General features: G+C 59.5%; 11 protein-coding genes. 4 read left to right on the top strand and 7 right to left on the bottom strand.

The features are described from left to right. Positions 1-5: 5 nt before the first annotated feature. From ACFPDR_RS13735 to ACFPDR_RS13710, 6 genes are all read right to left on the bottom strand, one after another. Complete coding sequence (locus ACFPDR_RS13735) at positions 6-1,022, bottom strand: 3-hydroxybutyryl-CoA dehydrogenase (RefSeq protein WP_376911255.1); 1,017 nt, start codon at positions 1,020-1,022, stop codon at positions 6-8. Beyond that, a complete protein-coding gene (locus ACFPDR_RS13730; RefSeq protein WP_083054348.1) occupies positions 1,022-2,104 on the bottom strand; it encodes an NAD/NADP-dependent octopine/nopaline dehydrogenase family protein in 1,083 nt (360 codons plus the stop codon). The genes ACFPDR_RS13735 and ACFPDR_RS13730 overlap by 1 nt, the downstream gene beginning before the upstream one ends. Before the next feature lie 164 nt (positions 2,105-2,268). Beyond that, a complete protein-coding gene (locus ACFPDR_RS13725) occupies positions 2,269-3,048 on the bottom strand; it encodes an alpha/beta hydrolase (RefSeq protein ID WP_376911254.1) in 780 nt (259 codons plus the stop codon). 6 nt (positions 3,049-3,054) lie between these two features. Beyond that, entirely contained in the window at positions 3,055-4,188 is a 1,134-nt protein-coding gene (locus ACFPDR_RS13720) for an ABC transporter substrate-binding protein (protein ID WP_376911253.1), read from the bottom strand. Positions 4,189-4,202: 14 nt separating this feature from the next. Further along, the gene (locus ACFPDR_RS13715; protein ID WP_021447071.1) at positions 4,203-4,988 is read right to left on the bottom strand and encodes an ABC transporter ATP-binding protein; all 786 of its coding nucleotides are present in this window, start codon (positions 4,986-4,988) and stop codon (positions 4,203-4,205) included. Positions 4,989-4,991: 3 nt separating this feature from the next. Further along, positions 4,992-6,044, bottom strand: coding sequence for a FecCD family ABC transporter permease (locus ACFPDR_RS13710; RefSeq protein ID WP_021447070.1), 1,053 nt, complete (start codon positions 6,042-6,044; stop codon positions 4,992-4,994). Between the two features lie 98 nt (positions 6,045-6,142). Between ACFPDR_RS13710 and ACFPDR_RS13705 the strand changes: the two genes are divergently transcribed. From ACFPDR_RS13705 to ACFPDR_RS13695, 3 genes are all read left to right on the top strand, one after another. Next, a complete protein-coding gene (locus tag ACFPDR_RS13705; RefSeq protein ID WP_321291301.1) occupies positions 6,143-6,883 on the top strand; it encodes an alpha/beta hydrolase in 741 nt (246 codons plus the stop codon). 157 nt (positions 6,884-7,040) lie between these two features. Beyond that, positions 7,041-10,241 (top strand): helicase-related protein, encoded by a 3,201-nt coding sequence (locus ACFPDR_RS13700; RefSeq protein ID WP_376911251.1) that lies wholly within the window; start codon positions 7,041-7,043, stop codon positions 10,239-10,241. A gap of 180 nt (positions 10,242-10,421) precedes the next feature. Continuing rightward, positions 10,422-11,615: a multidrug effflux MFS transporter gene (locus ACFPDR_RS13695; RefSeq protein WP_060186123.1), complete on the top strand. Its 1,194-nt coding sequence runs from the start codon at positions 10,422-10,424 to the stop codon at positions 11,613-11,615. 6 nt (positions 11,616-11,621) lie between these two features. Here the strand turns inward: ACFPDR_RS13695 and ACFPDR_RS13690 are convergent, their stop codons facing one another. Beyond that, positions 11,622-12,191 carry a DMT family transporter gene (locus ACFPDR_RS13690; protein ID WP_060186124.1) on the bottom strand — a complete coding sequence of 190 codons (570 nt, stop codon included), beginning with the start codon at positions 12,189-12,191 and terminating at the stop codon, positions 11,622-11,624. A gap of 89 nt (positions 12,192-12,280) precedes the next feature. On the opposite strand from ACFPDR_RS13690, the gene ACFPDR_RS13685 reads away from it, so the two are divergent. Then, on the top strand, positions 12,281-13,177 hold the full coding sequence (locus ACFPDR_RS13685; RefSeq protein WP_060186125.1) for a LysR family transcriptional regulator: 897 nt from the start codon (positions 12,281-12,283) through the stop codon (positions 13,175-13,177). The last annotated feature ends 116 nt before the right edge of the window (positions 13,178-13,293 follow it).

The following is a 13,293-nucleotide window of genomic DNA, read 5'->3' as shown; positions in this document are numbered from 1 at the left end:
TTTTTTCATTCCTGTGTCTCCTTGGCAAGGTGTTCGGCGCGGGCAGGGGCCAGGCCGATGTGATCCAGCATTCCCAGTACGCGGGCCAGCACGTCGCGTCGATACGCTTGTTGCTGGTCCACCGGGTATTCGTGAAAGCCTTGTCCGCTGCGCAGACCGTTGCGTCCACTTTCCATATAACGGGTGATGATGTCGGGTACGGCGTAGCGTTCCGGGTCCAGGTTCTGCGACAGGTATTGCCCGGCGTGATACAGAATGTCGTTGCCGCCGTAGTCGATGAACTCCAGCACGCCGATGCTGGCAAAGCGGAAACCCAGGCCGTAGCGGGTGGCCTTATCAATATCGGCTGCGCTGGCTACGCCTTCCTCAATCATGCGAGCGGCCTCGTTCATGATCAGGGTTTGCAGACGTGGAACGATGAAACCGGGGTGGCAACCACAGACCACGGGCACTTTGCCGATGGATTCCAGATTGCTTTGCAGACGGCTCAAGGTCTGCTCGCTGGTGCCGGGGTGGGCACTGATTTCGACCAGTGGAATCAGGAATGCCGGGTTAAGCCAATGTGCGTTCAGGAAACGCTCCGGATGGCTCAACATGGGGGCCAGATCCGAGGCCAACATGGTGGAAGTGGTGGAGGCGATCAGCGCATCGGGCCGGGCCAGTTCACCGATACGTCCCAGGGCGTCGGTCTTGGCTTCTTGTGTTTCGGGCACGCCTTCATAAATCAGATCGGCCTGGCCCAGCACTTGCGCCGCTGCGCTCAAGGGGGCGACGCTGATGCAGGCCAGATGGTCGTCGATCTGTTCGGTGGCGAACATGCCCAGGTCGGCCAGTTGTTCCAGCGTGGCACGCAATTCCTGGCGTATTTCGGCTTCCAGACGGGCACTATCAGCAGGCTGACGGGGTTTGAAATCCAGTAAGGTCACGGCTTGGCCGCGCAGCGCATAGGCCAGGGCGATGCCCCGCCCCATGCGACCTGCGCCCACCGCAACGATACGTTTGATCGGGGCGGGCGCGTTCATCAGGCTCTCCCGGCTTGCAGCATCTCTTGCAGTTGCTCGCGGCTCATCGTGTCCAGACCCAGGCTGGCCAGTGTACGTTGGCCTTGGCGCAAATCTTCACCCACGATGGCACCGGCAATCGCCAGCAAGCCTTTGGTGACGGGAGCATCTACACCGGCCCAGTCGGCTACCGAGGCAAAGAAGGCCAGCCCCAGCATGGTGTCTTCACGCATGTAGCGGTGTTCGTGCAGGTCGATCTTCTCGCGCCAGTCGCCGCTTTTCACCAGCTTGGAGTGCGAGGAACGGTCGCCATACATCCACTGATCGTTTTCATAATGGTCGGACAGCGGGAAGTGCGGGGCACCGTAGCCCAGCGCTTCACGAATGCGCATGCGCTCATTGTCCAGTTGCGTGGTCACGGCACGGACCGAAGGCTGAGTGCCTTCGTTATGAATGTCCCAGGCCGGGAAGTGCTCCAGCGGACCTGCGTTCATCATGATCAGCGGTGGGTGGATGATGGGGCCGGCGTTCATCAAGGCACCGGACAGGGCATCTTCGCAGCGCTCCACGCTGGGGAACACTTTGCCAATCACCTCCAGGGCGTGGTCGGTATTGCGCGCGGGGTACACGCCGGTAGGCAGGCGGGTGGCGCGGGTGGTGATGTTGATGACGGTATCGCCATGTTTGCGGGCCAGCCAGGGCAGGGTGCCGGTTTCGGCCCAGCTGACATCGGCCTTGTTGCCGGTGCCGCGCACGATCTCGCTCATGATGAAGGAGCCAAAGGTGCCTGGGGGCAGAAATACGACCTGGCCGTCTGTCAGGTGCGGAGCCATGACGCGGGCAATATCGGTTTGGGCAATGGCGGGCGAAGGAATCAGGACCAGATCGGCACCGGCGATGGCCTCGCCAATATCGGCGCAGACTTTGGCAATGGGGATTTCGCGCTCGCCTGCTTCGTCTTTCAAGGTCATGACTGGACGGTCCAGCAAGGGCTGCAACTGGGCCGTATCACGACGCCATAAACGGACCTCGTGGCCCTGTTCGCTCAAGTCTGCCGCTGCTGCGTAACAACCGTGCCCGCCACCTAATACCGCTACCTTCATGTTTGTCTCCAATCTCTTTTTTTGATTTCTATGCACTTGCATATAAATACAGACTAAAAGAAGTTGAGGCCTAAAACAAGAGGATGAATGGGGGGAGTTACCCTAGGGCGGGAAAACTTGGATATGAAATGAAAAGGCGCGTTATGCGCGCCGGGAGAACACGGCTAAGCCGCGCCACAAGCCAGTTCCAGGGCACGCAAGGTGGCTTGAGCCAGAACGTGGCCGTGGCCGGCTCCGGGCAGAACATGCAGATTCGCCTGCATGCCTTGGGCTTGCAAGTGCGCTTGGAGTTTTTGCATGGTGGGCAGGGTAGGCACACCATTTTTGCGCCCTTCCGGGCCCGCTGCCTGAGCGCTAAGCGGATACCAGGCCTCGGAGGCGCCGGCCAGAATATCTACCAGCACCGGCTTGTCTACCCGCTCCAGCAAGGTCCAGATCAGGGGATCACGCCACCACAAGGAAGGGCTGGCGCACAGGTAGTGCTGAATGGGCAGGCTTTGCCGGCTAAGGGCATACAGCACGAACAGGCCAGCGTAGGAGTGGCCGTACAGGCTGATGCGCGAACGGGTCAGCGCAGGCTCCATGCTTTGGGCCAAGACTAGTGCCATACGCACTTGTTCGATCATGGCAGGAGCGCCACCCGCCTGCCATTGGGGGACGCGTGGGTCTTCCCATAGAGTGCTGTCCGGGCTGGGCGGGGTGTAATCCAGGGCGCGATAACGTGTGATCTGATCGCGCTCGCCTTGGTAACCCAGCGACAGAATCGCGCAGTGCTGCAAGGCGGGGTGGCCGCTTTCTTCCAGCAAGGGCAAGGTCCACTGACCATCGAGCAGGCACAGCAAAGGCAGGGGGCCTTGTTCTGGCTTGCTGTCTGGCAGGCGTAGCAAGACGTGATGGGGATGGCCGCCCGCAGGCGGCAGTTCCAGTGGAATCAGGCGTGACATGAAGGCTTAGGGGGCGGGCTTCAAATCAATCATGTAGGTGCCTTCCATCGGCACGGTCAGGAAGCGCTGGTTCACTTCTTCCAATGTCTTCAAGGCCGATACGCCCTGAAAACGGTCGGGGTGAATCCAGGCCGCCAGAGCTTCGATAAAGATCATGTGCAAAGGTGAATCGTTGAAGGCATGCCAGATGCCGTGGCTATTGCCGCTGCGCACGGCTGGCAGGGCTTGCAGACGATTGCCGTCAATAATGGCTTGCAGGCTTTTACGAGCCTGGTCTTCGCTGACGCCTGTGCCAATAGCCAATCCACCGGAGGTGGTGCGCTTGCCTGCGCCTGTGCCCGTAGCCACATAGACCACAGGCGCGCGGGAATTGATGTATTCAAAATTCAGCTTGCCGGTGGAGCTTTTCAGGACATCCGCGCCAATATTGTGGCCGCCTGCATAGCTGATCATGTCGTTAAAGGTGCCTGCGCCGGGCGAGTTGCAGCAGTCCGTGCTGCCTGCATGGGCATGCACAAAAACGGGCGGATGATCCGCCTTGGGCAGATCGGCCAGTCGCTGGGCAACGCCCTGCATGTGTTCTTCGTAGAACTGGATGAACTCGTCGGTGCGTTCTTTCTCACCCACGGCGTAGCCCAATGCGCGCAGGCTGGGTACGGTGTTCTCCAGCGGGTTCACAAAGAAGTCGATCACAATGACGGGCACTTTGGCGGCAGTCAGGCGCTGGATCAGGGCCGAGTCGCGTGTGTCCTGACCGGGAGTCAGGCCCGCAAAGGCAGCCGTCAGCACGACCAGATCCGGACGTAGGGCCAGGGCCTGTTCGATCGAGAAGGTATCTGCCGTATGGCGACCCACAATAGGGATACTGGCCAGTTGCGGGTAGCGCTTCAGATAGGTCTCGTACTCGTTGGAGAAGGAGGTTTTGAACTCGTCCGACCAGCCTGCAATCAGGTTTGCAGGCTCGGGGTGGACCAAAGCCAGTACCGGGAAGTGACGTGCCTGAGTCAGCACAATGCGTTTGGCGGGGCCAGGCAGGGTAACGGTACGACCCATGGCATCAGTAACTTCGATGGGCTGGGCCTGCACGCCCAAAGGCAAGAGCAAGGTCAGCGACAGCAGCAGGTGGCGCAGGATGTTCATGGGTTCTCCGAAGGTCACAGCACAGGCTCTTGCAGCCCGTCGATAATGATTTGCAAGGTGCCTTGCGAGCAGCTCTCCACGCGGGCGCGTACGCCATAAGCCTGGGCCAGCGAGTTGGGAGTAATCACCTTGGCAGGCTCGCCTTGCGCCAGCAGACCACCGCCTTCAATCATCAGCGCATAGTCACTATGGCGCAGAGCTACGTTCAGGTCATGCAGCACGATCAGAGTGATCAGATTGTTGTCGTGGGTTTCCTGGGCCAGCAAGTCCATCACGTGGAATTGATAGTTCAGGTCCAGAGCCGACAAGGGTTCGTCCAGCAGCAGCAGGGTAGGCTTGCGTATCAGGGCTTGCGCCAGGCCCACCAGCTGTTTCTGACCGCCCGAAAGCTGGTCCAGATAGTGCATGGACAAGTGCGCAATGCCCAGGCGTTGCAGGATGTGCATGATGTGCTCATGATCCACATCGCGGGCGTGGCCACCAGGGGCCGAGGCATTGGCCGCCACCAGTACGGATTCAAACACACGCAGGTGGACCGAGGCGGGCAGGGATTGGGGCAGGTACACCACTTTTTGGGCGCGCTGCTCGAAGCTGACGCCGCTCAGCTCCTGACCGTCCAGCAGGATCTCGCCGGTGGTGGGCTTGAGCAGCCCCGCCAGGGACTTGAGCAGAGTGGATTTGCCGCTACCATTGGGGCCCAGCAAAGCCACCAGCTGACCGGGCTGCAAAGGCTCGATGGTCAACTTGGACAGAATTTCGCGTTTGCCGTAAGACAGGCTCAGATCGTGGACTTCAAGCATGGTTCACTTTATTTGGCGTCGCAGCACAACGCCCAGGAAGAAGGGCACACCCACCAGCGAGGTGACAATGCCGACCGGAATAATGATGCCGGGCACAATGTTTTTCGAGGCAATCGAGGCCAGCGACAGAATCACCCCACCGACCAGCGCACTGCCGGGCAGGTAGAAACGGTGATCTTCACCAAACAGGCGGCGGGCAATATGCGGCGCAATCAGGCCCACAAAGCCGATGGTGCCCACAAAGGATACGGCCAGTGCGGCCAGCAAGCTGATACGCAGCAAGGACACCAGGCGCAGGCGTGAGACATTGATACCAAAGCTGGTGGCGCGGTCTTCACCCAGACGCAGGGCGGTCAGTTTCCAGGTATCACGCAGCGACAGCGGCAGAATCAATGCAAACACCGCCAGCATGATGCCGACCTTGCCCCAGGAGGAGCGCGACAGACTGCCCATGGTCCAGAACACCAGCCCTTGCAGGGCTTCGGCGCTGGCCACAAATTGCACCAGCGAAACCAGTGCATTGAAGGAGAACACCAGCGCGATACCAAACAGCACCAGGTTGGCGGTACTCATGGCGCCCCAGCGGGCCACCGCGTCCAAAAGCATGGCGGATAGCAGGGCAAAAATAAAGGCATTGGCGGCAATGGTCCAGGCTTGCGGAATGCCGGGAATCGACAGGTCCAGCACAATGGCCAGGGAAGCGCCAAAGGCCGCCGCCGAGGAAATCCCCAAGGTAAAGGGGCTGGCCAGCGGGTTATTCAAAATGGTCTGCATTTCCGCACCGGACAGGCCGAGTGCCAAACCAATGGCCATGGCCATCAAGGCATAAGGCAGGCGGATTTCCCAGACGATGACGCGGGTGGTCGGGTCGGACTGTTCCGGGTTGAACAGCGCGTGGCTCAGTTCTCCCAGGCTAAGACCCGAGGGCCCCAACATGAAATCGGCCACAATCGAGGCCAGAATCACAAGAACCAGGGCCCCAACAAGGAGCCAGCGACGTCTGAGGATGTGTTGATAGTCGGCCAGCGCAGGGGCCGGAACAGCAGATGTGGACATTAAGTGTCTGAATGATAACCGTTTACATAGAAAGAAAGTATAGTTCATCAGCCGGGCTTTGGCGCCCTTACCGCGATTCTTTTATGCAGCTTGAACATTTGGATTTTCTTTCCCCATTGGGCCGACAGTATCGTCTGACTTTGGCCTGGCCGGACACGCCAGCGCCTGCGGATGGCTGGCCATTGCTGTGCGTGCTTGATCTACCGCAATTTGAAGCGGTGCTGGCCACCTGTGAGAAGCAGGCTCCACAAGCCTGTGCCGTGCTGGGGATAGGTTATGGCGGGGAGGTCTGGCGCGATCAGGACTTCACGCCCGCGCTGAATGGAGAAGCAGGTCACGCGCCGGATTTTCTGGCCATGATGCAGGACGTTTTCTTGCCCTGGGCCTACGCACAGGCTCCTTTGAATGCGCAGCGGCGTCTGCTCTGCGGCCATTCCCTGGGTGGCCTGTTTGCCTTGCAACTGCTGTATCAACAGCCAGAATTATTCGATGCACTGGTGGTGTCCAGCCCCTCGGTCTGGTGGGGGGAGGGCTATCTGGCTCGACTGCTGGCCCAACCCTTGCCCAAAGCCGCTATGACGATGCCCGTACAGTTCTCCGTTGGCGAGTTCGAGCAAAGCCTGGGCCCGGCAGAGGAAGCCATGCCCGAGGACAAGCGCGAGCTGCGTCGTTTGCGTTTGCAGGAGCGCCGCATGGTGGACGGGACCCGGGAGTTGGCACAGGCTTTGGCGCAGCAACAAGGTGGTGAGCCGCGTTTTCGCATCGTGCCGGGTTGTAATCACAGCCAGTCCGGTTTGGCTGCTTTGCCGCAAGCTTGTCTGGAATGGTTGGCTGAGTAGTCCTGTGTCTTCTTGCCCACAAAGACGTGCAGCACGGTGATTGCCTGTATCCTCTGAACGTCCCCGAGCAGACCCGTATAATGCTGCTCATGCTTGCTTGAACCGGCTTGTCTGCCTTTCTCGTTCTCTTCTTCCCGTATTTTCAGGTCCCCGCCCTATGGCTGCGCGTCGCGCTTCGTCTGTTTCCGATTCTCCCGTTCCCACTCAAGCGGGCTTGCTGCTCCATCCTCAATGGCTGGATTACCCTCGTCTGGAAGGTGTGGCTCGTCAGGTCGCCAAGAAAGCGCGTTTTCAGGACCGGGCAGGCATACGGCGCGTGTGGCTGAAAGCCTGGCGCTTGCCGCAGGACGCCGCCTTTTTCAATCAGATCATCGCTGCCGAACTGGGTTTGAAGGATGCGGACCAGCGTTTACAGTCCCAAGGTGTGCCCGAGGTCGTGATTCGTACCCTGCGCCTGCTGTATCAAATGAGCGTGGACAAGCTGGAAGCGGATATTTATGAAGCCTTGCGTGAGCAACTGCTTGAACAGCGCGCTCAATTGGCCGGAGCGATTGCCTCCCAGTCCTTGCCTTTAAGCGAGAACTGGCCCGAAGCCGAGCGCGGCCCGCGCTTGCAGGCTTTAGTGCAGGCCTGGCAGTCCATGCCTTTGGCGCAGACCTATTTGTGGCAGTTACAGGCCGAACAGCGCGATCGCGAGCAACGCAGTCAGCGCTGGGAGCAGGCCCAAAAAGAACGTGAACAAGCGCGTCAAAAGGAACAAAACGACAAACAGCGCAAGTTCAATCAGGCCCAGGAGCGTTTGACAGCCTGGCTGAAAGAGCAAGGTTGCGAGCCGCAACGCATCACCCTGGAGGCCTTCGAGGGCCTGCAAGCCGGGGAACCTGCCCATTGGTTCATGACGGTGTATGGCCGCAATGCCAGTGCCGCTGTCTTGACCCAGGAGTTCAAGCTGGATGCCGAGCAGCAGGAGTTTTTGCTGCAGGCTCAAGCACAACGCCAGGAACGTCAGCGCGAGCAACGCCAGCAGCGTTGGGCCTGGGAGCAGGAGTGCATAGGCTCGGAAGAGACCATGGCCTTGCTGGGTATTACCCGGCAGGAGTACGAGCTGTGGCTGGCCGATCGCCGTTTGCCCAGTACCAAGCTGGAAGTGCGGGGTGGAACCGTTGGCGGGCGTGATCGTGTCGCCCATCACCCGGATTTATTAGCAGCGATTGATCAAAGCCAGATTGAGCAATGGCGCGAGCAATACGCCAGCAGCTTGAGCAATCGTGAACGTGCGCAGTACCAGCGAGCGGCTGACCGTGCGCGCACACAATGGCGTCAGCAACAAGTGCTGAACCAGATCAAGAAGCAAGAAGCGTGCGATTACGAAATTGACCCGGAAGATCCCTTGCGCCTGTGGTGGCATAAGGACTTGTGGCTGGCGGTGAATGTGCCCGTAGCGGGCGAGCGTCAGCACTGGCGCGCCAATGTTCGTATGCAGGCCGCCGTGCCTTTGCCACGTACCGGCTCGGAGCTGGATCGATTGCCCGCTCGTGTTTCGGTCTTGTTCAACACGGCAGCTCAAAACCGTCTGTCCCAGCGTCTGGAAGATTCGCTGGATGCGTTTTTGCAAACCCAGCGCCCCCTGATTGATGGCTCGTCCTTTCTGGAACTGGCCAAAGCCTTGCGCATGGCTCTGGAAGAGGGCATCGAGCAAAAGGAAATCGAGGCCGGGGATTTTGAAAAGCGTCTGCTCAATGGCCCGGTGCGCCGCATTCTGGAAAGTGTGGAGCAGCAGCGCGCTCAAGATTTGATGCGCTTGGGCGACTTCCCGGAAATGTTCAGCCTGGCCCGAGGCATCCGCCGCCATCTGGTGTTCCGTTTGGGCCCGACCAACTCGGGCAAGACGCATGAGGCCCTGGAAGCTTTGATGGAAGCCCGATCCGGCGTCTATCTGGCCCCGCTGCGACTGCTGGCCATGGAAGTGCGCGATCGCCTGATGAACGCGGGCATCCCCTGCAATCTGGTGACGGGCGAAGAGCGGGTGATGGTGCCCGGTGCCCAGCACACTGCCTGCACGGTTGAGATGATGGACCCCACGATGGAAGTGCGCGTGGCCGTCCTGGACGAAATTCAAATGCTGCAAGACGAACAGCGCGGCTGGGCCTGGACGGCAGCCCTGGTCGGTGTTCCGGCCCGTACCCTGTTTGTCTGTGGTGATGCTTCCGTCCTGCGTCCGTGCGAGCGTCTGGTGCGTTCCATGGAAGAGACCATGGAGCTGGAATTTACCGAACGCAAAACCCCGCTGGTGGTCATGCCTTATCCGGTAGACCCGCCGCGAGCCACAGGCAAGCAAGGGCGTCAGGAAGCGCCGTGGCGGGGGCGCAAAGATCGTCAGCGTGAAGCTCAGGGCGTGTCCAAAGGTGATGCGGTGGTGGCCTTCACCCGTAAGGATGTCCTAACGCTAAGTGCTCGTTACCGCGCCCAAGGCTGGAAAGTCGCCACCATTTACGGCGCGCTGGCTCCGGAAGTGCGCCGCACCGAGTCCGAGCGCTTTTCCCAAGGCGAGGCCGATGTGCTGGTGGCCACCGATGCGATTGGCATGGGCTTGAACCTGCCGATTCGCCGCGTCCTGTTCTCTACGGTTCACAAGTTTGACGGCCGCTCCATGCGAGCCTTGAACGCAACCGAAGTGCGCCAGATTGCCGGACGGGCAGGCCGCTATGGCTTGTACCCCAAAGGCTATGTGGGGGCGATGGACAAGCAGGATCTGAACCATATTCGTACCCAATTGCAAAGCGACGCCCCCAGCGTGGATTTGCGCTTGCCCATTGCACCCAGCCCCGAGCACGTGCAGGCGCTGGCCTCTTTACTGGATAACAACAATATCGGCGCTGTGCTGCAGTACTTTGCGCAGAAAGTGGCTTCCGATAGCCCCTTGTTTCAGACAGCGGGCTTGAAAGACGCCATTGAGCTGGGCTTTTGTGTAGACCGCCTGGCTCCCAAGCTGGATTTGCGCGAGAAGTTCACCTTTGCCTGCGCGCCGGTGTCCGTGGATAAGGATACGGAGCTGGATTACTTCAAGCGTTGCCTGTCTGCCTATGTGGCACAACGCCCCATGGCCTTGCCACCGGCGCCGTCCTGGCTGAAATCCGCCAGCCCCTCCCGCCTGGAAGACGCCGAATTGCTCAGCAAGCAGATCAGCCTTTATGCCTGGTTCAGCATGAAGTTCCCGCAAGTGTTTGACCAAGGCCCGTGGTTGCCGGAAGTGCGCTCCCAGGTCAGCCGCTTTATTGAGCGCAGCCTGCTGCATCAAAGCGGTTTCGGACAGACCAGCCGCGAGGCTTTTGGTACGCCGTCGCCGGGCAGACGCTGATCTTTTTTTCAGACAAGTGGCTACCGGGCCAGCTAGCATGAAAGCGACTTGGCTCGATCCGCTTTATATCGTTTGATACACTATGCCCCGTGCGGACGTGTCCGTACGGTCCGGTTAAGGGGTACCATGCCCCTATCCCTGCGCTGATTCTGGCGCCCTCCCTGTTTTCCAAAGCTATCTATGAATTACCGCAAGCTGACCTTGGTGTTGGCGGCGTTGGCGATGCTGGGGCCTTTTGCTACCGATGCCTATCTGCCGTCATTTCACCGTATCGGTGTTGAATTTTCCGTTGACCAGTCAATGGTTCAGCAGACCTTAAGTCTGTATCTGTTTGGTTTTGCCTTCATGAGCCTGTTCTGGGGCATGTTGTCCGACAGCTTCGGGCGGCGTCCCGTGATTCTGGCCTCACTGATCCTGTTTCTGATCGGGTCGGTGGGCTCGGCGCTGGCCCCCAGCTTTTCCTGGCTGTTGTTCTTCCGTTTGATCCAGGGCTGTTCGGCAGGTGCCGGACGTGTCGTCGGTCAGGCCCTGGCGCGCGACTGTGTACAAGGGGTGCAAGCTCAGCGCTTGTTTGCCCACATCACGATGGTATTTAGCCTGGCCCCGGCGCTTGCACCGGTCATGGGCGGTTATTTAAGTAGTTATTCGGGCTGGCGCTCAGTGTTCTGGATGCTGACGGTGCTCAGTATTGCCCTGATTGCGCTGTGCTGGCGGCAACTGCCTGAAACCTTGCCCGTGGCCTCGCGCCAGCCCTTGAAGCTGTGGGTGATTCTGGCCAATTACGCACGGGCCTTGAGCAATGGTCGCTTCGTGCTGGCGATCTCCGCCATTGCCTGTGCGTTTGGCGGCTTTGCCTTGTACATTTCGTCGGCGGCCAGCTTTGTGATTGGTGTGCTGGGCCTGACAGAAACCGCCTTTGCCTGGCTGTTCCTGCCCTTTATTGGCGGTATGTTGGGTGGCTCTATTCTGAATGCCCGCTTTGCCGAGAAGCTGGCTCCGGCACGCATGATTCGTCTGGGCCTGTCCCTTATGCTGGCTGGCGCGGCGTTCAACACCGTGTACAACCTCCTGTTCCAGGCAGAAGTGCCGTGGGCCGTGATGCCTATTTTTGTGTACGCCTTTGGCATGTCCATGGCCTTGCCGGGCATGACGGTGGTGACCTTGGGCACCTTCCCCACCATGCGCGGCCTGGCTTCCTCGGTACAAAGTGCCTGGCAAATGCTTTTGTTCGCCACCGTTTCCGGTGTGGTGGCTCCGCTGCTGTTCGATAGCGGCTTGCTGTTGGCCTTGGGCATGTTGTCGGCGGCTGCCTTGTCGGCCGGATTCTGGTGGTGCAGCCAGTTCCGTTCCAAATCGACCGAGGCTTCCGCCTAAGCCCTATCAGGATCGGGTGCTGCTGTCAGCGCCAGCGCGTTGAGCCAGGCTTGGATTGTTTTCCTGAGCGCCACTGTGATCTGCAGTGGCGCTTTTGCTTTCAGCCGCCGCAGAAACGGAAGGCGTAAACCATTGCACCAAGCCCATACCAGCCAAAATCAGCAGCACGCCTAGAATGCGTCCCATATGTACCGGGCGTGGGGTCAGGCCCATCAAACCGTAGTGGTCGATCAGCATGGAGCTGAGCATTTGCCCGGCCACCACACAGACAATAAAGCTGGCGGCGCCCATGCGTGGCGTCAGAATCAGGGCGGCGCTGATGTAAATGACCCCGCCAACGCCACCCGTCCATACCCACCAGGGGGCATGCGCCAGTTGCGCGGTCAGGGGAGCGGGGGCGCGCATCAGCCAGATTGTGGGCAGCACCAGAGCCGCACTGATACAGAGCGACACCAGTGTGGCCCAGAGCGGATGCCCCAGGACCTTACCCAGAACGGCATTGCTGGCAGCTTGAAACGGCACGGCCGAACCGGCAAAGACAGCCACCAACATACTGAACAAAGCGGGACCGGGCATGAGCGTATCTCCATAAGAATCAAAGCTCTATCTTGCACTATTCGCAATTCTTATTGAAATTAATAGTGTGCACAGTCATTATTCGTTCTATGGATGAACTGCGCCGTATAGACCTGAATTTGATGCTGAGCCTGCATGCCTTGTTGACCGAGCAGCATGTGACGCGGGCTGCCCAGCGTCTGCATAAAAGCCAGCCTGCCGTCAGTCATGCCTTGGCTCATTTGCGCCAAGTGTTCAACGATCCTTTGTTGATACGCCGCGGTTCCCGCTTGGAGCTGACCGCGCTGGCCTTGCAGTTGCAGCGTCCTCTGGAGCAGGCTTTGCAGCAGCTCAATGGCCTGCTGGATGCGGGTGGCTTTGATCCAGCCAGTGAACAACGTGAATTTCGCTTGGCCATGTCGGATTACGGCGCGCAAATTGTCTTGCCACCGTTGATGCGCCGCCTGCGTCGTGACGCACCGGGTATTCGGCTGGCGGTCAGCCAGGCCAGCCGGGAAGCCATGCAGGGTCAGCTGCGGGATGGCGAGATTGATCTGGCCTTGAGCGTGTTCTCGGAAATTCCGGCCGGCTTGCAGGCGCAGACCTTGTTTGAGGAACACCTGATCTGCATTGCGGATCGGGCCAGTCTGAGCGGCGGGCAAGCCCCTGCTTTGGAAGAGTGGTTGCTGCGCCCGCATGTGTTGCTGGCCATGCGTCCGGGAGGGGAAAGTGAGGTCGACAACGTCCTGAATCGGCTCGGTCTTAAACGGCAGATTGCCTTGTCCTTGCCGCATTGGAGTGCGGCAGCCCAAGTCCTGGCGGGCACGGACCTGATTTTGACGGTGTCCAGCCGCAGTGCCGAGCACTTGCGCGAACAGGCTGAACTGGTGTTTTTCCAGCCTCCTCTGCCCATTCCCTCGGTCTTGTTTCAGCAAGTCTGGCATAGCCGTCGCCACGCGGACCCGGCTCATGTCTGGCTGCGCCAGCAGTTGATGCAGTGCTGTTAAAGCCCGTCTTTACTCTTTATGACGGGCTATGGCTTGACGATAGGGCCTGCAGTTTCCGACAATTTATGTTTACTTTTGAATTCTCGTTTTTATCCGTTTAAACGGCTGGATAAAAC

Source organism: Alcaligenes sp. GCM10023179, assembly GCF_042653705.1.
GTDB lineage: Bacteria > Pseudomonadota > Gammaproteobacteria > Burkholderiales > Burkholderiaceae_B > Alcaligenes > Alcaligenes phenolicus.
Note: the sequence above shows the minus strand (reverse complement) of the source record. Positions and strands in the feature narration are given on the sequence as shown.